The sequence below is a fragment of the Rhizobium sp. C4 genome, assembly GCF_021026315.1.
Taxonomy (GTDB): domain Bacteria; phylum Pseudomonadota; class Alphaproteobacteria; order Rhizobiales; family Rhizobiaceae; genus Ensifer_A.
Window position 1 is genome coordinate 84,270 of record NZ_JAJNCX010000002.1, and the last position, 24,993, is coordinate 109,262.

At 62.4% G+C, this 24,993-nt stretch carries 22 protein-coding genes; 13 read left to right on the forward strand and 9 right to left on the reverse strand.

What is annotated here, in order from left to right:
* The first annotated feature begins 2 nt into the window (after positions 1-2).
* Both nirD and LQK84_RS04010 read left to right on the forward strand, forming a co-directional pair.
* Positions 3-341, forward strand: coding sequence for a nitrite reductase small subunit NirD (gene nirD / locus LQK84_RS04005; protein WP_230827360.1), 339 nt, complete (start codon positions 3-5; stop codon positions 339-341).
* Positions 342-571: 230 nt separating this feature from the next.
* Complete coding sequence (locus tag LQK84_RS04010; protein ID WP_230827361.1) at positions 572-3,229, forward strand: nitrate reductase; 2,658 nt, start codon at positions 572-574, stop codon at positions 3,227-3,229.
* 85 nt (positions 3,230-3,314) lie between these two features.
* On the opposite strand, the gene LQK84_RS04015 is transcribed toward LQK84_RS04010, so the two are convergent.
* The 6 genes from LQK84_RS04015 to LQK84_RS04040 all read right to left on the reverse strand — a co-directional run bounded on the left by LQK84_RS04015 (position 3,315) and on the right by LQK84_RS04040 (position 9,947).
* On the reverse strand, positions 3,315-3,881 hold the full coding sequence (locus LQK84_RS04015) for a maleylpyruvate isomerase N-terminal domain-containing protein (protein ID WP_230827362.1): 567 nt from the start codon (positions 3,879-3,881) through the stop codon (positions 3,315-3,317).
* Positions 3,878-4,981 (reverse strand): cupin domain-containing protein, encoded by a 1,104-nt coding sequence (locus LQK84_RS04020; protein WP_230827363.1) that lies wholly within the window; start codon positions 4,979-4,981, stop codon positions 3,878-3,880. The genes LQK84_RS04015 and LQK84_RS04020 overlap by 4 nt, the downstream gene beginning before the upstream one ends.
* Before the next feature lie 31 nt (positions 4,982-5,012).
* Entirely contained in the window at positions 5,013-5,660 is a 648-nt protein-coding gene (gene maiA / locus LQK84_RS04025) for a maleylacetoacetate isomerase (RefSeq protein ID WP_230827364.1), read from the reverse strand.
* Positions 5,657-6,352 carry a fumarylacetoacetate hydrolase family protein gene (locus tag LQK84_RS04030; RefSeq protein WP_442966893.1) on the reverse strand — a complete coding sequence of 232 codons (696 nt, stop codon included), beginning with the start codon at positions 6,350-6,352 and terminating at the stop codon, positions 5,657-5,659. The genes maiA and LQK84_RS04030 overlap by 4 nt, the downstream gene beginning before the upstream one ends.
* A gap of 78 nt (positions 6,353-6,430) precedes the next feature.
* On the reverse strand, positions 6,431-7,156 hold the full coding sequence (locus tag LQK84_RS04035) for an alpha/beta hydrolase (protein ID WP_230827366.1): 726 nt from the start codon (positions 7,154-7,156) through the stop codon (positions 6,431-6,433).
* Between the two features lie 31 nt (positions 7,157-7,187).
* Positions 7,188-9,947: a benzoate-CoA ligase family protein gene (locus tag LQK84_RS04040; protein WP_230827367.1), complete on the reverse strand. Its 2,760-nt coding sequence runs from the start codon at positions 9,945-9,947 to the stop codon at positions 7,188-7,190.
* 299 nt (positions 9,948-10,246) lie between these two features.
* Between LQK84_RS04040 and LQK84_RS04045 the strand changes: the two genes are divergently transcribed.
* From LQK84_RS04045 to LQK84_RS04085, 9 genes are all read left to right on the forward strand, one after another.
* Complete coding sequence (locus tag LQK84_RS04045; RefSeq protein ID WP_230827841.1) at positions 10,247-11,041, forward strand: IclR family transcriptional regulator; 795 nt, start codon at positions 10,247-10,249, stop codon at positions 11,039-11,041.
* 144 nt (positions 11,042-11,185) lie between these two features.
* Positions 11,186-12,367, forward strand: a complete 1,182-nt coding sequence (locus LQK84_RS04050; protein WP_230827368.1) for a muconate/chloromuconate family cycloisomerase — start codon at positions 11,186-11,188, stop codon at positions 12,365-12,367.
* A gap of 13 nt (positions 12,368-12,380) precedes the next feature.
* Complete coding sequence (gene catC, locus LQK84_RS04055) at positions 12,381-12,671, forward strand: muconolactone Delta-isomerase (protein WP_230827369.1); 291 nt, start codon at positions 12,381-12,383, stop codon at positions 12,669-12,671.
* 55 nt (positions 12,672-12,726) lie between these two features.
* Positions 12,727-13,665, forward strand: coding sequence for a catechol 1,2-dioxygenase (catA, locus tag LQK84_RS04060; protein ID WP_230827370.1), 939 nt, complete (start codon positions 12,727-12,729; stop codon positions 13,663-13,665).
* Between the two features lie 113 nt (positions 13,666-13,778).
* On the forward strand, positions 13,779-15,137 hold the full coding sequence (locus tag LQK84_RS04065; RefSeq protein ID WP_230827371.1) for a Rieske 2Fe-2S domain-containing protein: 1,359 nt from the start codon (positions 13,779-13,781) through the stop codon (positions 15,135-15,137).
* Entirely contained in the window at positions 15,134-15,622 is a 489-nt protein-coding gene (benB, locus tag LQK84_RS04070) for a benzoate 1,2-dioxygenase small subunit (RefSeq protein WP_230827372.1), read from the forward strand. Before LQK84_RS04065 ends, benB begins: the two co-directional genes overlap by 4 nt.
* Positions 15,623-15,660: 38 nt before the next feature.
* Entirely contained in the window at positions 15,661-16,689 is a 1,029-nt protein-coding gene (gene benC, locus LQK84_RS04075) for a benzoate 1,2-dioxygenase electron transfer component BenC (RefSeq protein ID WP_230827373.1), read from the forward strand.
* The gene (gene benD, locus LQK84_RS04080; RefSeq protein WP_230827374.1) at positions 16,686-17,474 is read left to right on the forward strand and encodes a benzoate diol dehydrogenase BenD; all 789 of its coding nucleotides are present in this window, start codon (positions 16,686-16,688) and stop codon (positions 17,472-17,474) included. The genes benC and benD overlap by 4 nt, the downstream gene beginning before the upstream one ends.
* Before the next feature lie 41 nt (positions 17,475-17,515).
* On the forward strand, positions 17,516-18,841 hold the full coding sequence (locus LQK84_RS04085) for an MFS transporter (protein ID WP_230827375.1): 1,326 nt from the start codon (positions 17,516-17,518) through the stop codon (positions 18,839-18,841).
* Between the two features lie 76 nt (positions 18,842-18,917).
* Here the strand turns inward: LQK84_RS04085 and LQK84_RS04090 are convergent, their stop codons facing one another.
* Positions 18,918-19,856: a LysR family transcriptional regulator gene (locus LQK84_RS04090; protein ID WP_230827376.1), complete on the reverse strand. Its 939-nt coding sequence runs from the start codon at positions 19,854-19,856 to the stop codon at positions 18,918-18,920.
* Positions 19,857-20,192: 336 nt separating this feature from the next.
* On the opposite strand from LQK84_RS04090, the gene LQK84_RS04095 reads away from it, so the two are divergent.
* A protein-coding gene (locus tag LQK84_RS04095) for an IS630 family transposase (RefSeq protein WP_230827377.1) occupies positions 20,193-21,141 on the forward strand; the annotation gives its coding sequence in 2 pieces (ribosomal slippage) (positions 20,193-20,528 and positions 20,530-21,141; 948 coding nt in all).
* A gap of 77 nt (positions 21,142-21,218) precedes the next feature.
* On the opposite strand, the gene LQK84_RS04100 is transcribed toward LQK84_RS04095, so the two are convergent.
* Entirely contained in the window at positions 21,219-22,544 is a 1,326-nt protein-coding gene (locus LQK84_RS04100; RefSeq protein ID WP_230827378.1) for an NAD(P)/FAD-dependent oxidoreductase, read from the reverse strand.
* A gap of 227 nt (positions 22,545-22,771) precedes the next feature.
* On the opposite strand from LQK84_RS04100, the gene LQK84_RS04105 reads away from it, so the two are divergent.
* Entirely contained in the window at positions 22,772-23,248 is a 477-nt protein-coding gene (locus LQK84_RS04105) for an Lrp/AsnC family transcriptional regulator (protein ID WP_230827842.1), read from the forward strand.
* Positions 23,249-23,337: 89 nt separating this feature from the next.
* Here the strand turns inward: LQK84_RS04105 and LQK84_RS04110 are convergent, their stop codons facing one another.
* The gene (locus LQK84_RS04110) at positions 23,338-24,993 is read right to left on the reverse strand and encodes an ABC transporter ATP-binding protein (protein WP_230827379.1); all 1,656 of its coding nucleotides are present in this window, start codon (positions 24,991-24,993) and stop codon (positions 23,338-23,340) included.

A 24,993-nucleotide genomic window follows, 5' to 3' on the forward strand; every position in this document is an offset into this window, starting at 1 on the left:
TCATGACCACCAACTGGATCGCCATTGGCCATATCGACGACATTCCGCTGCGCGGCGCGCGCTGCGTAAAAACGCCGGAGGGCAAGATCGCCGTCTTCCGCACGGCCGACAACGAGGTCTTCGCCATCGAGGATCAATGCCCGCACAAGGGGGGACCGCTGAGCCAGGGCATCGTCCACGGCAAGGCCGTCACCTGCCCCTTGCACAATTTCGTCATCTCGCTGGAAAGCGGCAAGGCGCTGGGGGCCGATGAGGGTGCGGTGCGGACGATCCCGCTGAGGAATATCGACGGGCAGCTTTCGATTGCGTTTGAGGCTGCGGCTCTGGTTGCGGCGGAGTGAGGCGGCGATGATGGTGGACGAGTTACCCCCCTCTGCCTTGCCAGGCATCTCCCCCGCAAGGGGGGAGATTGACCCGGAGTGGCCGTACCGCCCGGTTAAAGCCCTTGGAGCAGAATGCGAGAGCGTTAGAGGGGGAATGGCGCGCACGCTCCATCCAATCTCCCCCCTTGCGGGGGAGATGTCCGGCAGGACAGAGGGGGGTAGCCCCTCCAAACTCCGGAGCCATCCCCATGCCCACTGAAACCCGCACCACTTGCCCCTATTGCGGCGTCGGCTGCGGCGTGATTGCCCGTGTCGGGGATGACGGCAAGGTCAGCGTCAAGGGCGACCCGGACCATCCGGCGAATTTCGGCCGGCTCTGTTCCAAAGGCTCGGCGCTGGCCGAAACGCTCGATCTCGAAGGCCGCGTGCTTTACCCGCAGGTCGATGGCGCCCGCGCCAGCTGGGACGACGCGCTTGATCTCGTCGCGCAACGTTTCAGCCAAACGATTGCCGCGCATGGACCGGATTCGGTTGCCTTCTATGTCTCCGGGCAATTGCTGACGGAAGATTATTATGTCGCCAACAAGCTGATGAAGGGCTTCATCGGCTCGGCCAATATCGACACGAATTCGCGCCTCTGCATGGCCTCCTCGGTCGCCGGCCACCGCCGCGCCTTCGGGGCGGATACGGTTCCGGGCTGCTACGAGGATCTGGACGAGGCCGAGCTTGTCGTTCTCACCGGCTCAAACATGGCCTGGTGCCACCCAGTCCTCTACCAGCGGATTGTCGCCGCCAAGGCGGCCCGCCCGGCAATGAAGATCGTGGTGATCGATCCGCGCCGCACCGCCACTTGCGACATTGCCGATCTGCATTTGCCCGTCCGCGCCGATGGCGATGTGGCGCTGTTTACCGGCCTCTTCCACCATCTGGCCGATACCGGCCGGGTCGACGAGGACTTTGTCGGCGCGCACACATCGGGTTTCAGCGAGGCGCTGATGGCAGCAGCCCGGCTGAATATGGCCGATCTGTCCGAGGCGACCGGCCTTACCGGCATGGCGCTGCGCCAGTTCTTCCGGCTCTTTGGCGAAACGGAAAAGGTCGTCACCTGCTACAGCCAGGGCGTCAACCAGTCGGCGGTCGGCACGGACAAGGTGAATGCCATTCTCAACTGCCATCTCGCCACCGGCCGCATCGGCCGGCCGGGGATGGGGCCGTTTTCGCTGACGGGCCAGCCGAACGCCATGGGCGGGCGCGAGGTGGGTGGGCTGGCCAACATGCTCGCCGCCCATATGGAGATCGGCAGCGCGGCGGATTGCGACACCGTGCAACGTTTCTGGAACGCGCCCGTCATCGCACGCGCACCCGGCCTCAAGGCCGTCGAGATGTTCGAGGCGGTGGCGGATGGGCGGATCAAGGCGATCTGGATCATGTCGACCAACCCTGTCGTCTCCATGCCGGATGCCGATGCGGTGCGGGCAGCGCTGAAAGCCTGTCCCTTTGTCGTCGTGTCCGACATCCAGGCGGAGACGGACACCGCGCGGCTTGCCCATGTGCTCCTGCCCGCGACCGGCTGGGGCGAGAAATCCGGCACCGTCACCAATTCCGAACGTCGCATCTCGCGACAGCGTCCGTTCCTCTCGGCCCCCGGCGCGGCGCGGCCGGACTGGTGGCAGATGGCGGAGGTCGGCAAGCGCATGGGCTTCGCATCCGCCTTCGATTTCGCCTCGCCTGCGGCGATCTTTGCCGAACATGCCGCGCTCTCCGCCTTCGAGAATGAGGGCAAACGCGATTTCGATATCGGCCACCATGCCGGGATCGACGAGGCCGGCTATGAAGGGCTCATCCCGTTTCAATGGCCGCAGCCGACGGGCGCGTCTCCACGGAAGCGCTTCTTCGCCGACGGACGCTTCTATCACACGGACGGCAAGGCGCGTTTTGTGCCGGTGACGCCGCCGGCCCCTGCCGCACGGGATGCGGAGTTCCCCTTCACGCTGAACACCGGCCGCGTGCGCGACCATTGGCACACGATGACGCGCACGGGCAAAAGCGCGCGCCTTTCCGCCCATATGGCCGAACCGTCTTGCGAGATGAACCCACTGGACGCACAGGCGCTTGGCATTGCCGATGCAGACCTCGTGAGGGTCGCTGCTCCTTCGGGACGCGCGGTCATCGTCCGCGCACTCTTGACGGACAGGCAGGCGCAGGGCGCGGTCTTCGTTCCGATGCACTGGACGGGCGAGACGGCCGCCGCCGCGCGGGTCGATACGCTCGTGCCCGGCCGTGTCGATCCGATTTCCGGCCAGCCGGCGCTGAAACTGGCTGCCGTTTCGGTTGCCCGGTATGCGGCATCGGCTCATGGGTTTCTCGTTTCATCGTCCATGCCTTCGTCGCTGCCCTTCGATTACTGGGCCATTGCCAGGGCGGATGGCGGCTATCGTCTGGAACTTGCGGGCGATGTGCCTGGGCAGGGGTGGGAGGCCTGGCTGCGGGAAAGTCTGGCACTTGCCGGCGGGGTGGAGATTTCCGGCTATGCCGATGCCGAAAGCGGCGATCATCGCCTGCTTGTCTTCGAGGGAGACCGGCTTGTAGCGGCACTTTTCATCGCGCGTGGCCCGGTCGCGGTCTCGCGGCAATGGGCCGTCGAGCAATTGACGGTCAGCCACACAGACCCTTCGTCCCGCTTCATGCTGATCGCCGGGCGTCCGGCACCCGGCCGGCCGGACAAGGGCGCCATCGTCTGCTCCTGCTTCTCGGTCGGCATCAACGAGATTGCCTGCGCCGTGCGCGGGGGCTGCTGGTCGGTCGAAAAGATCGGCGAAAGCCTGAATGCAGGCACCAATTGCGGCTCCTGCCGCCCCGAAATCAGGAGGATCATCGATGCGACGCAAGTCCTTGCCGCCGAGTGACGGCAGGGAGCGCATCACGCGGCTCGCCTAGCTGCCGGTCTTCTGGCCGCTGACGACAGGCCGCCTTGCCGAGTTGCCGTGGGGCCTATGACGATCGTGGCATGGCTTGGGGAATGTCGGACATTCTGCCGCCGGCGTCGAGATCGACGGCGTGCTGCCAGATCGTGCGCGCTCGTTGAAGCGGAGTGTCGCGAAGCTTGATCGTCTTTCCCATGAGGTCGGTCACTGACAGGTCCCAATCGCCTTCGCTCAGGTCGCGCCATTCGACATTCAGATGAATGGCGGAATGTTCGAACAGGTAGCGCAGCGCGCGTGAGGGCTGGGTAACGCCGAATTCGAGATCATCGGGCGAAATGGCCGCCTGTTTGGGAAAAGGGCCGGTCTGTCCGGTTCTCGCCCAGGCGACGATTTCGCTCAGCAGCCTTGCCTGATAGCCCACCGAGGCAATCAGCCTTCGCCTGGAAAACCCGAGGATCCTGCTCGGCGCGTCCAGCGCCTCATCCGGCAGATTGTTGAGGAGGCGGGCAAAATAGGCGGTGCCGCGACGCGCCCAGTCGAGTTCGCGAGAGGGCGCGCCGGGCGCATCGTAACGCGCGCCCAGACCCTGACGCGCGCGCAGGGCTGCGCGCGCTTCGTTAAGCGCGGTGCTCATCGCTCCGGCTCCGCAACATGGGTGCGCATGAAGTTCAGCCGCTCCATGATCGGCGCATCGGAGAAGCGGAAGAGATCGAGCTGGGTCTCGGCCTGGAACGACCACGAGATCCAGGACGGGATGACGAACATATCGCCGACATCGAGCGTCTGCGTGACGCCGTCGATGACGACTGCGCCCTTGCCCTGAAACACCTGAAACACATTCGATCCCACTTCGCGCCGCACCGGCGTTTCGGTGCCTTCGCGCAGGCGATGGAACTCGCAGCGGATCGTCGGCATGACATCGCCGCCGGTCGTCGGGTTGACATAGCGGATTGCCGCATGCCCCTGTTCGACGGTTGCCGGCTGGCCTTCCTCTTCGAGCAGCAATTGTTCGGTCAGCGCCCGGTCAGTATGTTCCCAGCGATAGGCGCCGATCGGCGAATTGACGGTGTCGCGCAGACCCGAGAGCGGGCGCAGGCCCGGATGGCACCAGAGCCGTTCGCCGCGCGAGAATTTCGGCGTCGAATAATCCGTCACCCGGTCCGAGCCGAATTCGAAGAAGCCGACATCCATCTGCTGGCAGAAGGGAATGTCGAGCCCGTCGATCCAGGCCATCGGGTGGTCGGTGTCGTTATGGTGGCCATGGAAATGCCAGCCGGGGGTGAGCAGAAGATCACCGCGGCTCATGCGAACCGGATCGCCATTGACGACAGTCCACACGCCTTCGCCTTCGATGACGAAGCGGAACGCGTTTTGCGAATGGCGGTGTTCGGGCGCCGTCTCGCGCGGTCCCAGATACTGGATCGCGGCCCAGAGCGTCGGGGTGATATAGGCATTGCCGCCGAGGCCGGGATTGGCAAGGCCGAGTGCACGGCGCTCGCCGCCACGGCCGACGGGAACGAGTTCGCCCGCCTTCTGCGCCAGCGGCAGAAGATCGGCCCAGCGCCACAGATGCGGCACGGCCTTCGGCATCGGATGACGTGGCATCAGGTTGCCCACCTGCGTCCAGAGCGGCATCAGCTGCTGTTCTTCGAAGGCCTGGTAAAGGGCGCGCAGTTCCGGCGTGTCGTCGGGCATCATCGCATTGGCATGGGCTTTTTTGGCCTGATCGAGCATAACGAATTCCTCCTTGTTGACGGCCTCGGTCTCACGCCGCATCGGGCTGGTTGGGCGGGGCGGCCTTGTTGAATGCGGGGATTGCGTCGAGGCGCTTGAAGATGCGGTCGATCTCCGGCCAGGTGTCGGTTGCGATATCGAAGCGGCGATTGTTCCAGACCTGTGCATAGAGGCAGAGATCGGCCATGGTCGGCGTGTCGCCATGGCAGAATGCGCCGGTGCGGGGATTGGCGGCAAGTTCCGCCTGCAAGGCGTCGAAGGTGAGCCCGACCCAATGGGTGAACCACTCCTTTTGTGCGGCCTCGTCCGCGCCGAAACGCTCGCCGAGATAGCCAAGCACCCGCAGATTGTTGAGCGGATGGACTTCGCAGGCGATCATCAGGGACAGCGCGCGAACGCGTGCCCGCCCATCCGCATCAGCCGGCAGGAGAGGGGGCTCGGGATGCGTCTCCTCCAGCCACTCGATGATCGAAAGCGACTGCGTCAGATAAGACCCGTCCTCGCGCTCCAGAACCGGTACGAGACCGGCCGGGTTCATGGCGAGGTAATCCGGCTGGCGGGTATCGCCCCGGCGCAGCACATAGGGAATGTAGTCGTAATCCAGACCCTTCAGGTTCAGCGCCGCGCGCACGCGCACCGAGGTTGAAGAGCGGAAGAAATTGTGAAGCTTCAGCGTCATGCGCGCGGCCCTATCCTCGTTTCGATGGCGCCGAGCCCTTCGATCGACACGACGCAGACATCGCCGGGAACGAGAGGTCCGACGCCGGCCGGCGTGCCGGTCATGATGAGATCGCCGGGGGCGAGCGCAATCGAATGCGACAGGAAGGAAATCACGTCCGGCACCGACCAGATGAGTTCCGCAAGATCGGCATCCTGCTTGACCGTCCCGTTGACGGTGAGCCGGATCGAACCCTTGTCCGGATGGCCGACATCGGTCACCGCATGGATCGGGCCGATGATGGCGGAGCGGTCGAAGGCCTTGCCGAAATCCCACGGCCGACCCTGATCGCGGGCGGTGAGCTGCAGGTCGCGGCGCGTGAGGTCATTGCCAACGGCATAGCCCCAGACGTGATCAAGCGCCTGGTCAAGCGCGATGTCGCGTCCGCCCTTGCCGATGGCAACGACCAGTTCGGCCTCGTAATGGAAATTCTCCGTCTGCGGCGGATAGGCGACCGTCTCGCCGCTGTCGACCACGGCATCGGCGGGCTTCGAGAAGAAGAACGGCGGTTCGCGATCCGGATCCTTGCCCATCTCGCGGGCATGGGCCGCATAGTTGCGCCCCACGCAGAAAATGCGCCGGACAGGGAAGCGCGCGTCGCCACCGGAAACGGCAACCGTGGGCGTTGCGGGAGCGGGAAATACGAGCGTCATGACAAGTTCCTTCTGCATGTCCGGCGTTCCGCCTCGCCGTGCGGAACGCGCATTTTGTGAAAAGGTCGAGGTGGGAGGTCAGTCCCTGCCGGCTTCCATGATCTTCTGGGCCGTGAGCGCCGGGGCGGTGACGAATGTCGAGTGGCTGCCGGGCATCGACACCAGCCGGTAAAGCCCCAGCTTTTCGGAAAGGCGCGGATGGAAGGGCAGCGATTGCGGCAGCGACGTATCCTCGGTGCAATGCAGGAAGGACTTGCCGATCTGCATTTCCGCCGGGTTCTTCGACAGCGCTATGCGGTCGTTCATCGTGTTGAACGGTTGCGGGTTCAACGAGTCGAAAAGCGCCTTTGCATCCGCCTCGCTGCCATCGTTGAAGAAGGCTTCGCGCAGGATCGGAAGTGGGAACAGGACCTCGCCCGTGTCGCCGGCCAGCGCCGGGAACAGCGCCTGATAATGCGGCGGGCACATGTCCATCAGGCTCTCGCCATTGTTGGGAACGAAGGCGCAGTAATAGATCAGGCGACGGACGCGGCCGGGTGCCAGCCGGTCTGCGGCACCGGTGATCGGAAGGCCGCCCCAGCTGTGGCCGAGCAGGATGGCGTCATGGATATTGTTCTCGTCGAAATAGTCGACGAGCGAGTTGATTGCATCCTCAAGGGTCGTCGTCTTCCTGCTGTCGCCGGGACGGTTGCCCTTCAGGGTCGGCAGGAACACGGTGTGTTCGGCGGCGCGAAGATGCTTGGCGCATTCTTCGAAATGTTGCCCCTCATGACAGGCGCCGTGAACCAGTACGTAAGTTGCCATAAAACTCTCCTCCTGTTTATGACGTTGAAATTCAGGCCACGATCTTTTCGTCGCCTCTGATCGGTGCTGCCGCGATGGCTTGCCGGTCGATCTTGCCGGTGCCGGTCTTGGGCAGGTCGGTGACATATTCGACGATGCGCGGATATTTGTAGGGCTGAAGCTGCGACTTGATATAGGCGCGCAGCGCCTCGCTCTGCGCCTCATTGCCCTGCCGGCCCTCCCGAAGCCGGATCACGGCGCGCAGCGTCATCCGCCTGTCCTCCATCTGGTGGCCGAGCACTGCGCATTCGTGAACGTCCGGGTGCTCGTTGAGGCAGCGTTCGACCTCAAGCGGCCACACCCATTGACCCGACACCTTGATCAATTCGTCGGCGCGGCCCTGGAAATAATAGTAGCCGTCCTTCTCGATGAAGCGGTCGCCGGTATAGATCCAGTCGTCGCGCATGGTCTCGCGCGTCTTGTCCGGGCGGTTCCAGTAGGTTGGGGCGGAGGAATGTCCGCGCACGAACATCACGCCCTCTTCGCCCGGTCCCGGCACTGCGCCATCCGGCGTTTCCAGCCGGATTTCATAGCCCGGCACCCGCGCGCCGGCCGAGCCGATGCGGTGGTCTGTCAGGCTGTTCGACAGATAGATATGCAGAAGCTCGGTCGAGCCCAGCCCCTCCGTCGGTCCATGACCGGTCAGCGCCTTCCAGGCCGCGTAAATGTCCTCGGACAGAATTTCTGCCGCCGACATCGATTGGCGCAGCGAACTCAGGTCGCGATGCTTGGCCGCATCGGCGCGCGCCAGCGAGGTGTAAAGCGTCGGCAGCCCGAAGAGCACGGTCGGCCGGAAGGTCTCGATGGTTTCGAGCACAGCATCCGCACGTGGCTGGCCGGGCATCAGAACGGTGGTCGCGCCGATCGAGAAGGGGAAGGTGAAGGCATTGCCGAAGCCATAGGCGAAGAACACCTTCGGCACCGAGAAGCAGATATCGTCTTCCTTGAGCTTCAGCACATGGCGACCGAAGGAGGCCTGCGTATAGGCCATGTCGTGATGGAGATGAACGATGCCCTTCGGGCGACCTGTCGATCCGGAGGAATACATCCAGAACGCCATGTCGTCCGGGCCGGTTGCGGCTGAGGCGAGGCTTGTGGCGTGTCCGGCCACAAAATCGGTCGCAGCGATATGCTTGTAACCCTTGGCCGATCCATTGGCGACAACAATTGTCTTGAGCGATGTGCCCTTGAGGACATCTTCGGCAAACACGCCGAGGAAGGTTGCCTCGCACAGTGCGACCCGCGCGCCCGTGTCCTGAAGAAAGTAATTCAGCACGTCCGGCGGGGTCTGCGTGTTGAGGAGCACGGGGACGAAGCCCGCGCGCACCGCGCCGAAGAAGGCTGCCGGATAGACGGGCGTGTCATCGATGAAAAACGCGATGCGTTCGCCCTGTTCAAGGCCTGCTGCGGTAAAGGCATTGCCCCAGCGGGCGGCTTCCGCGATCAGGTCCGCATAGGTTATGGTGCCGGCGGGGCCGGTGACGGCGATCTTATGAGGGTTGCGCTCCAGATTGTCCCACAGGATGCTGGAACAATTGCGATGGGCGGCCTTGTCGAAGCCGATTTCGGCGCTGCCAGGCGTGTTGGCGGCAACCGGATCGGAGATGGATGTGGAGGGCTTGCGTCCCTCTGCCTCATATCGGGCCGCAAATTCCGGGGCCATGCGGCGCAGGCGCTCCATGTCGATCCGGCCCGAGCGGGTGATGTAGTCGAAGGCGAAATCGACCGGCGGCAGATCCATCTTGGCCGCGAAGCTCTCATACCATTTGGCTGAGGTGTTCGCCGCATCGACGATCTTCTTGGCAATCGGCTGGCGTTCGGCCTGATAGGCGGCGAGTGCTTCGTCGACGTCGTCATGGCTGGCGAGTGCCCTGACCAGTGCAATGGCATCTTCCATGGCAAGGCGCGTTCCCGAACCGATGGAGAAATGGGCGGTGTGGACGGCGTCGCCGAGAAGCACATGGCGGCCGGACACCCATTTATCGCACCAGAGCCGGGGGAATTGCCGCCACATGGACTTGTTGGTGATCAGCGGTGCGCCGGCCAGCGTATCGGCAAAAATGCCCTCGCAAAGCCTTGCGCTTTCATCCTCGCCCATATGCTCGAAGCCATAGGCCTTGAAGGTCTCGTCGTCGCATTCGACGATGAACGTGCTGCGGTTGGGCTGGAAGCGATAGTGGTGGGCGTTGAACGCGCCCTTGTCGGTCTTCACGAAGGTCTGCGTCAGCGTGTCGAACGGCCGTTCCGTGCCGAACCAGGCAAAATGATTGCTGAAATGGTCGAGATGGACGCCAAAGCCCGCTTCATCCGAGCGACGCACCAGCGAGTTCAGCCCGTCCGCGCCGATGACGAGATCCGCGTCGAAGTCGGCAAGCGAGTCGATATGCTGCGAAAACCGGATTTCGACGCCCAGCGCCTCGGCGCGCTTGCGCAGGATTTCGATCAGCTCGAGACGACCCACGGCCGAAAAGCCGACGCCATCGAGCACGACCTGACCCGCCGGCAGGTTGAGCGTCATGTTGCGCCAGCGCTCCATGGCCGGCGTCACCAGATCATGCGTTTCCGGATCGTCTGCTTTCAGGAAATCCAGTGCCTGATCGGAAAAAACGACACCGAAGCCGAAGGTCGCACCCTTGGCATTCTGCTCCGTCACGCGGAGCCGGACATGCGGCATCATGCGCCGCAGCAGGATCGCCGTATAGAGCCCTGCCGGACCGCCGCCCAGAATCTCAACTGTTGTCAGCTTTGACATGAAACCTCCCTAAATCCTCAAAACTCCCTGAAATTGAGAATATGCAATTTTCCATTCTGTGCAATAAGTTCCGTATAGTGAAATTCAAGAAAAACAGCATTTGCCTGAATCCATTCGATTTTCTTTTTCGAAAGCCGATGTGAAACAGGTGATTTGGAGGTCAAGTTGGCATATTCAGGCAGCGGGATTGACCGCAATCACCTCGGATCGGGCGGTCCGTGGGGACCTGTTCAAACCGGGCGGCGATGGGTATCGTCAAACAGGAAATTTGAAAGTTCGAGGCAGGATCTGTGGGCGTGATGGACAATGAAGATGACAGCGAACGCCAGTCCGGTGGCATCCAGTCCCTGGACGCGGCGCTGAAATTGTTGAACACCATGCAGGCCTATGCGGGGCCGGTTTCGCTGTCGGAACTGGCACGCGATTGCGGCATGCCGCCCAGCAAGGTCCACCGCTATCTGACGTCCTTTTCCAATGCCGGGCTGGTGGCTCAGGCCGGGCGTTCCGGCAAGTATGATCTCGGCCATGGCGCCGTCATGCTGGGTCTGGCGGCGCTTGCCCGGCACGACTTCGTCAACCGGGCGGCGGATGTGTTGCCGGAACTATGCCAGGAAACGGGCCTGACCGTGCTTCTTTCGGTCTGGGGCACGCATGGCGCAACGGTGGTTCGCTGGGAGCGCGCGGCAACGCCTGCCGTCACCTCGATGGGCCTGGGGACAATCCTGCCGCTTCTCAACTCTGCGACCGGGCGGGCGTTTCTGGCCTGGGCGCCGCAAGCGCCGCTTCAGAACATCCGCAATGCCGAACTGCGGGAAGCTCGCCGGACATCCACCACGGCGGATCAGCGGATCACGAGCGAAAAGGATATCGAAAAGCTGGTCGCCGAGACGCGCCAGCGCGGCTACGCCTCTGTCGAAGGCCGTTATATTCCGGGGCTGGTTGCCATCGCTGCGCCCATTCTCGACTGGCAGGGCGAGGCGCAGGCGGTTGTCACACTCATCGGAACCGATCCCGAGGTGATGCAGCCGGATTCACCCTTGACGAAATCGCTGATCGCCTGCTGCCAGCGCCTGTCCTACGCCAAGATCGGGTGAGTGAAGCACCTGCAAAAGCTGCGTGATCCCTTGAGCAGGGCGCGTTGGTGCCGCAGGACGCCTCGTCCACACTATACCTCAAAGGTATAAAAACGCACTTAAACGGTGTTGGACGCCGGGGCTGCGGTTTCGCAATATTTGCCCATGAACGTTACCTTTCACGCACCTTTCGCCACGCTGAGCAGTGGCCCTGTTATCGAACGCATCGAGACGATGCTGGTCGATCTGCCGACGATCCGGCCGCACAAGCTGTCTGTCGCCACGATGACCGGGCAGACGCTGATGCTGGTTCTGGTCCATTGCAGCGACGGCATTGTCGGCATCGGCGAAGGCACGACCATCGGCGGGCTGGCCTATGGCGGCGAAAGCCCGGAAAGCATGAAACTGGCGATCGACCGCTATTTTTCGCGGGTCATGATCGGTGAGGATGCGAGCCGGATCCAGGCGCTGATGGCGCGGATCGGCAAGATGGTGAAGGAAAACCGCTTCGCCAAGAGCGCGGTGGAAACGGCGCTTCTGGATGCCCAGGGCAAGCGCGTTGGCCTGCCTGTCAGCGAATTGCTCGGCGGTCGCCGGCGCGATCGGCTGCCTGTCGCCTGGACACTCGCCTCCGGTGATACCGCCCGCGATATTGACGAGGCCGAACGGATGCTGGCGCTGCGCCGCCACTCGATCTTCAAGCTGAAGATCGGCTTGCGGCCTGTGCGTGAGGATGTGGCACATGTTGCTGCCATCAAACGGGCGCTCGGCGACCGTGGCGCTGTTCGCGTCGACGTCAACATGGCCTGGAGCGAGACGGAGGCAAGCCTTGGTATCCCCGCCCTTGCCGATGCGGGTTGTGAGCTGGTCGAACAGCCCGTCCAGTCGACGGCGGCGCTCGCCCGTCTCGTCCGTCGCTTCCCGACGGCAGTGATGGCGGATGAATCGCTGCACGGACCCGAAAGCGCGTTTGAAATTGCACGCATCCAAGGGGCCGATGTCTTTGCGGTCAAGGTCGAACAGAGCGGCGGTCCGTTCAATGCGTTGCGGGTGGGTGCCATTGCCGACGCGGCCGGTATCGAACTCTATGGCGGCACGATGCTCGAAGGCGCGGTGGGTACGATCATCTCCGCCCATGTCTTTTCGACCTTTGCCCATCTGCATTGGGGAACCGAGCTTTTCGGTCCGCTTCTGCTGACGGAGGAGATCCTGCAGACGCCGCTCGATTACAGCGACTTCTCGCTCGGGGTTCCCGCTGGGCCCGGTCTCGGCATTGCTCTCGACGTGGAGAAGCTTGACCGTTTCACCCGGGATGGTTCCCGGTCGATCACCAGCGCGAAAGGCTGAGGAGAAACGCGCCATGCTCTTTCACGTCAGGATGAACGTCAATTTGCCCCACGATCTGCCCGCCGAGGAGGCGGCCGAGATCCTGAAGCGGGAAAAGGCCTATTCTCAGGATCTGCAACGCCAGGGCAAATGGCGGCATATCTGGCGGATTGCCGGACAATACGCAAATATCAGCATCTTGGACGTTGCTGATAACGACGAGCTGCATCAGCTCCTGTCCGGCCTTCCGCTTTTCAAGTTCATGGACATCGAGGTCATGCCGCTTTTGCGCCATCCCTCCGCTGTCCGCGATGACGACCGCTGAATTCAAAACTCCGGGGATCTCCCGGCTCATACGCACCATGTGAGGAGGACATGACATGACCGTACAAATCTTCAACCGGCCCGATATTCAGGAATTCCTGAAGACGCTGAGCGGCTTCGACCAGAGCGGCGGCAATTCGCGCGTCAAGGAAATCACCCACCGCATCGTCTCCGACCTTTTCAAGGCCATCGACGACCTGAACATCACGCCCGACGAATACTGGGCCGGCATTGCCTGGCTCAACGAAATCGGCGCGGCCGGGCAGGCGGGCCTCATTTCGCCCGGCCTTGGCATCGACCATTTCCTCGACGAGCGGCTTGACGCGATCGACGCCGAACTGGGCATCGAGAACCCGACGCCGCGCACCATCGAAGGTCCACTCTATGTCGCCGGCGCTCCCGTTTCGACCGGGTTTGCCCGTCTCGATGACGGCGCTGACGAAAACGGTCACACGCTGATCATGCATGGCACGGTCTATGGTGCCGATGGCAAGCCGATGCCGGGTGCGAAGGTCGAGGTCTGGCACTGTGACACGCGCGGCTTCTATTCGCATTTCGATCCGACCGGCAAGCAGGCACCCTTCAACATGCGCCGCACGATCATTGCCGACGACAAGGGTGGTTACAAGTTCCAGAGCATCCTGCCGAGCGGCTATGGCGTTCCCCCGGGCAGCCCGACCGAACAGCTGCTGTCGGCCCTTGGCCGCCATGGCCAGCGCCCGGCGCATATCCACTTCTTCATCAGCGCCGACGGTCACCGCAAGCTGACGACGCAGATCAATATCGAAGGCGATCCGCTCATCAATGACGACTTCGCCTATGCAACGCGTGATGGTCTGGTGCCTTCGGTGATCGAACGGACGGATGAAGCGAGCATCCATGCCAACAACCTGAACGGCCCCTTTGCCGAGATCGTCTTCGACATCCGCCTGACGGCGCTGATCGACGGCGTCGACAATCAGGTCAACGAGCTGCGCAAGCGCGCTGCCGCCTGAAGACTGCTTCCGATCGGCTCGGCCTCTGAGCCGGGCCGATCGGCCAAGCCTTCTGACATTGCAGACATTGTTACATCGGTCGAGCCGGACGCTCTGCCGGGGAGGGAGAAACCATGTCCAAAATCATCGACACCTATTCGGCCCTGCAGGACCTGCTCGCCAATGCCGTCGAGGACGACAAGGAAACCGGTGTTTTCCGGTGCCGTCGCGACATCTTTACAAATGCGGACCTGTTCGAGCTGGAGATGAAATACATCTTCGAAAGCAACTGGGTCTATCTGGCGCATGAAAGCCAGATCCCGGAGCCGAACGACTATTACACGACCTCGATCGGTCGCCAGCCCGTCGTCATCACACGCGACAAGACGGGTGTTCTTCACGCCGTGATCAATGCCTGCGCGCATCGTGGTGCGATGCTTTGCCGCCGCAAGCACGGTAACAAGAGCTCCTTCACCTGTCCCTTCCATGGCTGGACCTTCTCCAACAATGGCAAGCTGTTGAAGGTGAAGGACGAGAAGACGACGCAATATCCCGAACAGTTCGCCAAGAACGGCTCGCACGACCTGACCCGCGTCGCCCGTTTCGAGAACTATCGTGGCTTCCTGTTCGGCAGCCTCAATCCCGACGTTGCACCGCTTGAAGCGTTTCTCGGCGAGACCAAGGCGATCATCGACCAGATCGTCGATCAGGCGCCGGAAGGCCTGGAAGTTCTGCGCGGCAACTCGTCCTATATCTATGACGGCAACTGGAAGCTCCAGATGGAGAACGGCTGCGACGGCTATCACGTCAGCTCCGTTCACTGGAACTATGCCGCGACCATGGGCCGCCGCAAGGAAGAAGGCACCAAGGCCGTCGATGCGAACAGCTGGAGCCGTTCGGTTGCCGGCGTCTATGGGTTCGACAACGGCCACATCCTGTTGTGGACCAACACGATGAACCCCGAGGTGCGCCCCGTCTATCACCGCCGTGAGGAAATCAGCGATCGGGTCGGCAGCGACAAGGCCGATTTCATCATCAACCAGACGCGCAACCTTTGTCTCTATCCGAACGTCTTCCTGATGGACCAGTTCAGCACGCAGATCCGCGTGACGCGCCCCATCAGCGTCGACAAGACGGAAATCAGCATCTTCTGCTTCGCGCCAAAGGGCGAAAGCGCTGCTGATCGCGCGCTCCGCATCCGCCAGTACGAAGACTTCTTCAACGTCTCAGGCATGGGAACGGCAGACGATCTGGAAGAATTCCGCGCCTGCCAGAACGGCTATGCGGGAACCGCCGCGCTCTGGAACGATCTGTCGCGGGGCGCACCGCTCTGGATCGACGGACCCGATGAGAATGCCCGCCGCATGGGCATCAACCCGCTCCTGTCAGGTGAGCGCAGCGAAGACGAAGGCCTGTTTGTTCGCCAGCACGAATATTGGGCGACCGTCATGCGCAATGCGCTGACTGTGGAAATGGAAGGAGCCGAGGCATGAGCACGATCCAGGAATCCGTCTCGACCTTCATCTATCGCGAGGCCCGCTTTCTCGATGACAGGGAATGGGACAACTGGCTGACCTGTTATGCCGAGGACGCCACCTACTGGATGCCGGCCTGGGATGATGACGACAAGATCACCGAGGATCCGCAGAGCGAAATCTCGCTGATCTATTATCCGGATCGCGGCGGGCTTGAGGACCGGGTGTTCCGCATCAAGACGGAGCGTTCCGGGGCCTCCACGCCGGAGCCGCGCACGACCCACATGATCTCCAATATCGAGATTCTTGCGGACGCGCCGGCCGGGATCGAGCTTCGCTATAATTTCCACACGCTCAATCACCGCTACAAGGTGACGGACCATTTCTTCGGTACGGTGTTCCTGACGCTGCGCCGCAGCGGTGACACGTTCCTGATCGCGGCCAAGAAGATCGTGTTGAAGAACGACTACATCCGCCAGGTGATCGACGTCTACCACGTTTGACGTCGACCCCCGGTTTGATTTGCAGAGGAGGATGAACCATGAGCACTTACCGCATCGCACTGAATTTCGAAGATGGCGTAACGCGCTTCGTGGATTGCCGCGAGGGTGAAAAGCTTCTCGACGCGGCTTATCGCAGTCAGATCAATCTTCCCATGGATTGTTCGGACGGCGTTTGCGGAACCTGCAAATGCCGTTCGGAAACCGGAACCTACGATCTCGGCGACGACTATCTGGAAGATGCGCTGTCGGCGGACGAGGCGGCAGAACGCCTCGTTCTGACCTGTCAGATGCGGCCGACCAGCGACGGCGTGATCGCGGTGCCGGCCAATTCCTCCGTCTGCAAGACGGCACAGCAGAAGATTGCCACCACGGTCGTCCGGGTGGAGGCGCATAACGACGCCGCAGTCGTCCTGGAACTCGAGGTGGATGGCGGCGCGACGCCGGCATTTCTGCCGGGCCAGTATGTCAATATCGACGTTCCGGCAAGCGGGGCGACACGCTCCTATTCCTTCACCACGCCGCCCGAACAAAATCGCCTTGGTTTCCTGATCAAGAAACAGCCGGGCGGTTTGATGAGCAATTGGCTTGCACATGCCAAGCCGGGCGACCGCCTGTCGCTGACCGGCCCCATGGGCAGTTTCTATCTGCGCGAAGCAGCGCGTCCGCTGCTTTTCCTGGCCGGCGGAACGGGTCTTGCGCCCTTCCTGTCCATGCTGGACGTACTGGCACAAAAGCAGTCGCAACAGCCGATCCATCTTGTCTATGGCGTCACGCGCGACGAGGACCTCGTGCTGGTCGACGTGCTGGAAGCTCATGCGGCGCGCCTGCCGGGCTTTGCATTCACAACCGTCGTGGCCGACAAGGCATCCTCTCATCCGCGTAAGGGTTGGGTTACGGAACATATGCCTCAGGATCTGCTCGGCGCCGGCGAGATCGATGTCTATCTCTGCGGCCCGCCGCCGATGGTGGATGCCGTGCGCACCTGGCTTGCCGACAAAGGCGTCACGCCGGTGAGCTTCCACTATGAGAAGTTCACGCCGAACCTCGTCTTGAAGGAAAGCGCATGACCAGCCCTGTGTTCGAAGGTCGGTTCCGGGACAAGGTTCTCGTCGTCACCGGGGCTGCCCAGGGCATCGGCCTTGCGGTCGCCACCCGGGCGGTTGCGGAAGGGGGCCGTGTCCTCTTCGTGGATCGTGCCGAATTCGTGCATGACATCGTGGCCGATCTCGCCACCGAGAAGGCTGCCGCTTTTGTCGCCGATCTTGAGACCTATCAGGGGGCAGAGGCTGTCATGCGTCATGCCGCCGAGCAGTTCGGCGGCATCGACATCCTGATCAACAATGTCGGCGGCGCGATCCGCATGCGCCCCTATGAAGCCTTCGAGGCGGAGCAGGTCGATGCGGAAATCCGCCGTTCGCTGATGCCGACGCTCTATTGCTGCCACGCAGTCCTGCCGCATCTCTTCGAGCGCGGCGCGGGAACGATCGTCAACGTCTCGTCCAATGCCACGCGCGGCATTCATCGCGTGCCCTATTCGGCTGCCAAGGGCGGCATCAATGGGCTGACGCAGTCGCTCGCCATGGAAGTTGCCGAGCGCAACATCCGGGTTGTCGCAACGGCACCCGGCGGCACGGAAGCGCCGGCAAGGCGTGTACCGCGCAATGCGGCCGGCGACACTGCCGAGGAGCAGGCCTGGATGCGCGACGTCGTCGCGCAGGTGAAGCAATCGAGTTTCATGAAACGCTACGGCACGCTGTCGGAACAGGTCGCACCGATCCTGTTTCTGGCATCCGACGAGGCGTCCTACATCACCGGGTCCATTCTGCCGGTCGCAGGGGGCGATCTCGGGTAGGGACAGACCCGCAATATGCATCACACCTGGGAGGAGGAAACATGCGTAATATCGATATCAATGAAGCCATAGACGGAGGTCCGTTCGGGCGCTTCCAATGGATGATCGTCGCCCTTTGCGGGCTTCTGCTCATCGTCGACGGCTATGACGTCTTCGTCGCCGGCACCGTGCTGCCGAAGCTCATTGCCGAATGGGGACTGACAAAGCCGCAGGCCGGCGCGCTTCAGGCCTGGGCGCTTTTCGGCATGATGTTCGGGGCGCTGGTCTTCGGTCCGCTGGCCGACCGGATCGGCCGCAAGAAGGGCATCGCCATCAGCTTCGTCCTCTTTACCTGCGCAACGATCGCCACGGGCTTTGCCCGCTCGCCGCAGCAGTTTGAAATCTTCCGCTTCATCGCCGGTCTCGGTTGCGGCGGCCTGATGCCGAACGCGGTTGCGCTGATGAACGAATATGCGCCGAAGAAGCTCCGGGGTACGATGGTGGCCATCATGTTCTCCGGCTATTCGGTCGGTGGAATGGTGGCGGCCGGTCTCGGCATCGCGATCATCCCGGCCTTTGGCTGGCAGTGGATGTTTCTGGTGGCAGCGCTTCCGCTTGCCATGCTGCCGCTGATCCTCTGGAATCTGCCGGAATCGCCCGGTTTTCTCATCCGTCAGGACCGGCAGGCCGAAGCCCGCGTGATCTATGGAAAACTGTTCCCGAATGAACATCTGGCCGATGGCGACAGGCTTGTCTTCAGCGAGGCAAAGGGTGCGTCTGCTTCCGTGATGGAACTGTTCCGCCAGAAACGCGCGGTGCCCACCGTGCTGCTCTGGGTCGCCTTCTTCTGCTGCCTCCTGCTGGTCTATCTGCTGTCGTCCTGGCTGCCCAAGGTGCTTCAGGAAGCGGGCTATGCCGAAAAGGCGAGCTTGCTCAGCCTGTTCTCGCTGAATTTCGGCGGCATGGCGGGCGCGATTGTAGGCGGCTTCCTGGGAGACCGTTTCGGTCTGCCCAGGGTCGTGTTCTGCTTCTTTGCAGCGGCGGCCGTTTCCATCGGCCTGATCGGCAGCGGCCTGCCCGCAGGTCTGCTCTTCGTCAGCGTCTTCGTGGCCGGTGCCACGACAATCGGCACGCAGATCCTGCTCTATGCGAGCGTCGCCCAGCTCTACACGCTCTCCATCCGCTCGACCGGGCTTGGCTGGGCATCCGGGGTTGGACGTATCGGCGCGATCGTGGGTCCGACACTGGGCGGCTATCTGCTTGCGCAGGAATTGCCCCTGCAGCAGAACTTCCTGCTGTTTTCCGTGCCGGCCGTCGCTTCCGCTCTGGCAATGCTGGTCTATGCGGCGCTGAGCCTTCGGCCCGAACGTGAACTGGCAACGGCCTGAGGCTCACGCACGCGCAACACTCTGAGGCCCGCTCTGCGGGCCTCTTTTCCGGCTCACCATTGCCGGGCTTTCGCAATCACGCCTCGCCGGTATCCAGACGGAGGTTGGACAGCTGAAGCCAGGGTGGATTGTCGGCATACATTTCCCGAATGAGCTGCTTGATCGTGTCCATCCTGCTTTTGGCGTCGCTGCGCCGGTAACTCATGATGATCGGTGAGGTGGCTTTCTCATCGGCGATGATCCGGTAGACCACGTCGTCCGGGCGCTGGCGCTGCGAGGCCACCGGGATGATGCAGATGCCGGCGCCGGCAGCGACCATGCCAAGCGCCGTCTGAATTTCACGCACTTCCTCGACGCGGCGAAGGGGCACGCGGTTTTCCTCGAAGAGGTTCAGTACTTCATCGGCAAAACTCGGCCGCGGCATGCCGGGATAGACGATCAGGCTTTCCCCCTCCAGATCCCGAAGCGCAAGCGGCTCCTTGTCTCCGGCCTTGGCATGCGATGGCGGCAGGGCGACGGCAAGCCGCTCCTCACGAAGCGTGATGCGCTCCACCTCCTTGTCATTGAAGCGCACCCGGCCAAAGCCGAGATCGATATGGCGCTCCTTCAGCGCCGCAACCTGTTCCGTCGACATCATTTCCCGGATTTCGATGTCGAGATCGGGCCAATGCTGGCGCATTCGCCGCACAAGATCGGGAATGCCACCATAAAGTGTAGACCCGACGCAGCCGATCACAAAACGCTCGCGCTGGCTCTTGCCGATCCTCTGCGTTTGATCGCGCACATGGTCCAGCCGCCGCAGGATCTGCGAGGCTTGGTCGAAGAAGAAGCGCCCTGCCTGCGTCAGGGTCAGTGGCCGGTTCGTGCGATCGATGAGGCTGACGCCCAGCTCCTCCTCCAGCTGCTGGATCTGCCGGCTGAGCGGTGGCTGCGCGATATGCAGGATTTCGGCAGCGCGCGAGAAATTGCGTTCCGTGGCGACCGCGACGAAATACCGGAGTTGGCGAACTTCCATACGAGATGCCCTTGCTTCATTCCCCGGAACGACAGTCTTGTTTCCCGAGCCCTGCGGTGTTGATTTTCACTGAGAGCTGCCCCGGCGTTTCCACCGAGAATTGACCCGCCTTCAAATATCCTTCGTATTGATCGTCGCGGTCAAGTTCCTGCGTTTCTCCTTTGCTCGCTTCGGCTCACAAGCCGAGCTGTTCTCCAAGCGGAAGCTGCCGCTTCCGGCTTCCAGCAGGTGACAGTGGCGGGTTAGAACGTTTCCCCGTTTTTCTGAATCGGGTTGGATTCCCAAATCAGCTTTGTTCTGGGTCATTGATGCTGGCTGGATGGAGGCCAGCATCACATGACCGCACCGATCTCAAACGATCTTCGTGAGCGTGTTGTCGCCGCCGTGTCTGGCGGCGAGAGCATTCGGGCCGTGGCGGCGCGGTTCGGAGTGGCCGCGTCCTCAGTGGTGAAGTGGTCGCAGCGCCATCGCGCGACCGGATCGGTTCGCCCGGCCAAGATGGGTGGTTATCGAAAGCGCATCCTTGAGCCGCATCGCGACTTCATTGCCGAGCGGCTCGCTCAAAATCCACATCTGACGCTGCATGGACTGAAGGCGGAACTGGCTGCACGCGGCATTACCGTCTCCCATAATACGATTTGGGAATTCCTCCGCAGCCAAGGGCTACGCTTCAAAAAAAACACTGTTTGCCCTTGAGCAGGCTCGTGCCGACGTCGCCCGCAGAAGACAGCGATGGAAGGCCCTGCAGCAGCACCTCGATCCCGACCGACTGGTCTTCATTGATGAGACCTGGATCAAGACCAACATGACACCGATCAGAGGCTGGGGGCCAAAAGGCATGCGTCTGCGGGCGTTTGCGCCGCACGGTCACTGGCGCACACTGACATTCCTCGGTGCCTTGAGAAACGACCGGCTGACAGCACCTTGCGTCTTTGACGGACCGATCAACAGTCAGTGCTTCCGCGCCTATGTCGAACAGCAGCTGGTGCCCGTCCTCAAGCCCGGCGACATCGTCATCATGGACAACCTCGGCAGCCACAAGGCGGCTGCCATCAGAAGCGCCATCAAAGCTGCAGGCGCACGCCTCTGGTTCACGCCGCCCTATTCGCCCGACCTCAATCCCATCGAACAGGCCTTCTCGAAGATTAAGCACTGGATGCGTCATGCGCAGAAACGCACCATTGAAGATACCTGGCGACAAATCGGCGCGCTCGTTCAAACAATCCAACCAGACGAATGCGCCAACTCTCTCCAAAACGCAGGATATGTTTCTGTTAAAAGGTGAAACGCACTAGGAATGTGGAAGAGATTGGCGACCTTGGCATGGATGGGAGCCGGCCTCAGCCCCGGTTGCAGTTCTACTCAGAACTCCGCCACCTTGCCCCAGGCCGAGGCCGCGAAGCGGGACGGGTGGTAAGGCTTCGGATCAACGATCGGCTCCGCCCCCGTCACGATATCGGCGATGAGATGACCGGCGCCGGGGCCGATGCCGAAGCCGTGGCCGGAGAAGCCGGCGGCGAGGATGAAGCCCGGCAGGCTCTCGACTTCGCCGATCCCCGGCACGCCGTCCGGCGTGGAATCTATATAACCGGCCCAGCTTGCGGCGATCTTCGTCTTCTTCAGTTCAGGAAGCAGTTCCAGCGCGCGCTGATGCGTGAGGCGGATCGTCGCCTGATCCGGCGCGGGGTCGAGAATGCGCATCGCTTCCATCGGCGTCGGCCGGTCGAGCCGCCAGCGGGCCAGCGTCTCGTGGCCGCTTCTGAACCCTTCGAGCCCGCCGGGGGCAAGGCTCTTCCAGCGCTTGAGGAACATCGGCAGGAATTGCGGCGAGAAGCGGAGTTGCTGCGGCGTCACGTCGACGCGCCCGCGTCCGCTGATTGCCAGCGTATGCCCGCCATCGCCGCGCGCCGTGATGGAAATCTCGGCCGTGTGCAGGGCGGCCGGAATGCCTTCTGCCCCGCCCGAAACGGACAGGATGGAGGAGCGGATCGAGGCCTGCGGGAAGCGGATGCCCAATTGCCGGCAGAAGGATGAGGCCCAGGCCCCGCCGGCAAGGATGGCCGTCTTGGTCAGGATCGTGCCGCGTTCGGTGACGACGGCACTCAAGCGACCGCCTTCCGTCTCGATGCCGCGCGCCGCGCAATTCTGGATGACGGCACGGCCGAGCTTGACGATGGCGCGGGCCACGGCGGGCGCGGCACTGGCCGGATCGGCAATGCCATCGGTCGGCGAGAAGACGCCGCCCTTCCAGGAGCGACCCGTGGCGCGACCCTTTTCAGCGGCTTCCGATGCGGAGAGCATATGCGTGGTCACGCCGACGGTCCTGGCGAAATCGCGCCAGCGCGCCCAGCCGGCAATCTCGGCTTCGTTGTTGCTGAGATACAGGAGGCCGCATCGGCGGAAGCCGGTATTCTCGCCGGTCTCCGTGGCGAAGCGCTCCCAGAGATCGAGGCTCTTGGTCGAGATCGGCAGTTCGCGTGCATCGCGGTTCTGCTGGCGGCACCAGCCCCAGTTCCGGCTCGACTGTTCCGCGCCGATGCGGCCCTTCTCGATCAGCACGGTCTTGAGGCCGCGCTGCGTGAGATAATAGGCCGTGAAGACGCCGATGATCCCGCCGCCGATCACGACGGCATCGGCAGTCTTCGGCAGGTCGGACGGGGTGTCGATCAGGGCAAGCGGCGCGGGCATGGCAATCTCCAGTTCTTACCCCCACACTAGGCGCTCACCGCGCGCATGCGAAGCCGCAGTTTCTGTCGTGACGGCAGAAAATTGCGAGGCCCGCCCGCCCATCGCAATCTTCTGCGCCATTTCCGATTTCCCGGCTTGGTGGACAACGGATCAGTCTATGCTAACGTTGTTTGGGACAGGCGGCAGAATTTTATGCTGCAAGAGAATGGGGACACGGCAAGCCGATGATGAAACTCGACCGGACGGACATCAAGATCCTCTACGAACTGCAAAAGAACGGCCGCATCACCAATGTGGAATTGGCCGACCTCGTGCATCTGTCGCCGAGCCCCTGTCTCATGCGTGTGAAGCGTCTGCAGGCGGAAGGCTATATCGAGGGCTATTCCGCGCAGATCAATCTCGGCAAGCTCGGCCAGACGCTGACCGTCTTTACAGAGATCACGCTGAAGAACCACCGTCAGGTCGATTTCGCCCGCTTTCTTGCCGTGGTCGACAAGATCGACCAGGTGATCGAATGCCATCTGGTCTCGGGCGGCTACGACTATCTCTTGAAATTCGTCACCGCCGGCATCGGCGAATACCAGACGATCATGGAGCGGCTGACCGACATGGATATCGGCATCGACAAATATTTCAGCTTCGTCGTGCTGAAATCGCCGATCGTCAAATCGCACCTGCCGCTGACGAGCCTGTTTCCGGTGTGAGGTGCAGGTTGGTGGGCTAGAACCCCTCATCCGGCCCTTCGGGCCTCCTCTTCCTCTTCTCCCCAAGGGGAGAAGAGGAAGAGGAGGCCTCACGCCCCGCCATACTGCCGCACCAGTTCCGGCTCCAGCACGAGATTGTCGAGCCAGGTCGGATCGAGTTTCGGTACCGAGGAGAAGAGCAGCTTCGAATAGGGATGGGTGGGTGATTTCACATCTTCCCGCGTCAGGTGCTCGACCTTCTCGCCGCGGTACATGACCATGATCTCGTCGCAGATCGCCTCGACCACCGATAGGTCGTGGCTGATGAAGATGTAGGAGAGGTCGAGTTCGCGCTGCAATTCCTTCAGCAGTTCGATGATCGCAGCGGCGACAACCGTATCAAGCGCCGAGGTGATCTCGTCGCAGATGATCAGCTTCGGATTGGCGGCGAGCGCCCGGGCGAAGTTGATGCGCTGCTTCTGTCCGCCGGAGAGTTCGGCAGGGTGGCGGTAGCGCAGCGCCTTCGGCAGGCGCACCATGTCGAGAAGTTCATCGACGCGGGCGTCGCGCGCCTTGCCCTTGAGGCCGTGATAGAAGCTCAAAGGCCGGCCGAGAATGTCCTCGATGGGCTTGGCCGGGTTCAGCGCCGTGTCGGCATATTGGAAGACGATCTGCATTTCGCGCAGCGCGTCGCGTGATCGCCGCCGAGCGTTGTGGTCGAGTTCCTTGCCGTCGAAGACGATATTGCCGGCATTCGCGGGCAGGATGCCGGCGATGCAACGCGCCAGCGTCGACTTCCCGCAGCCGGATTCGCCGATGATCCCGAGATTGCGGCCCTTTTCGACCGAGAGGCTGACCGAGCGCACGGCCGTCATGAACGGCAGGCCATCGGCCTGGATCGGGCCATAGCCGGCAATGACGTTCTCGATCTCAAGCAGCGGGCGCGCCTTGTCGGTTCGTTTGCCGGCAAATTGTGTTTCCTTCGGCTCGAAGGCGGCCAGAAGTTCCTGCGTATAAGGATGGGTGGGCGTTGCAAGGATTGCTTCCGTCGTGCCTTCCTCCTGCACCTCGCCGCCCTTGAGCACGACGATGCGGTCGGCGATCTGGGCGACGACGGCGAGATCGTGCGAGACATAGACGCCGGCAATGCCGCCGGCTTTCATCACCGACTTGAACGCCTTCAGCACGTCGATCTGCGTCGTCACGTCGAGCGCCGTGGTCGGCTCGTCGAAGATCACGAGCTTGGGATCGCCGATCAGCGCCATGGCGGCGGCAAGCCGCTGCAACTGCCCGCCGGAGACCTGATGCGGATAGCGCCCGCCGATGGTTTCGGGCGAAGGGAGCGACAGGGCCTTGAAAAGTTCGATGGCGCGGGCGCGTGCCTGGTCCGGGGTCATCAGGCCGTGAATGCGGGTCACTTCGATGACCTGATCCATGATCGTCTGCGACGGGTTGAAGGCGGCAGCCGCACTTTGCGGCACATAGGCGACTTTGGTGCCGCGAATGTCGGCCCGCTCCTGCTCGGAAAGCTTCGCCATGTCCTTGCCGTCCACCAGCAGCGCGCCGCCGGAAATGCGGCAGCCGGGGCGGGTATAGCCCATCAGCGTCAGGGCGATCGTCGTCTTGCCCGAACCGCTTTCGCCAATCAACGCCACGATCTCGCCCTTCGCGATGTCGATATTGACGCCCTTGATGATCTCGATGCGGCGGCCGGCATCAGTCTTGGCCTCTACATGCAGGTTCCTGATTTCGACAAGCTTGCTCAT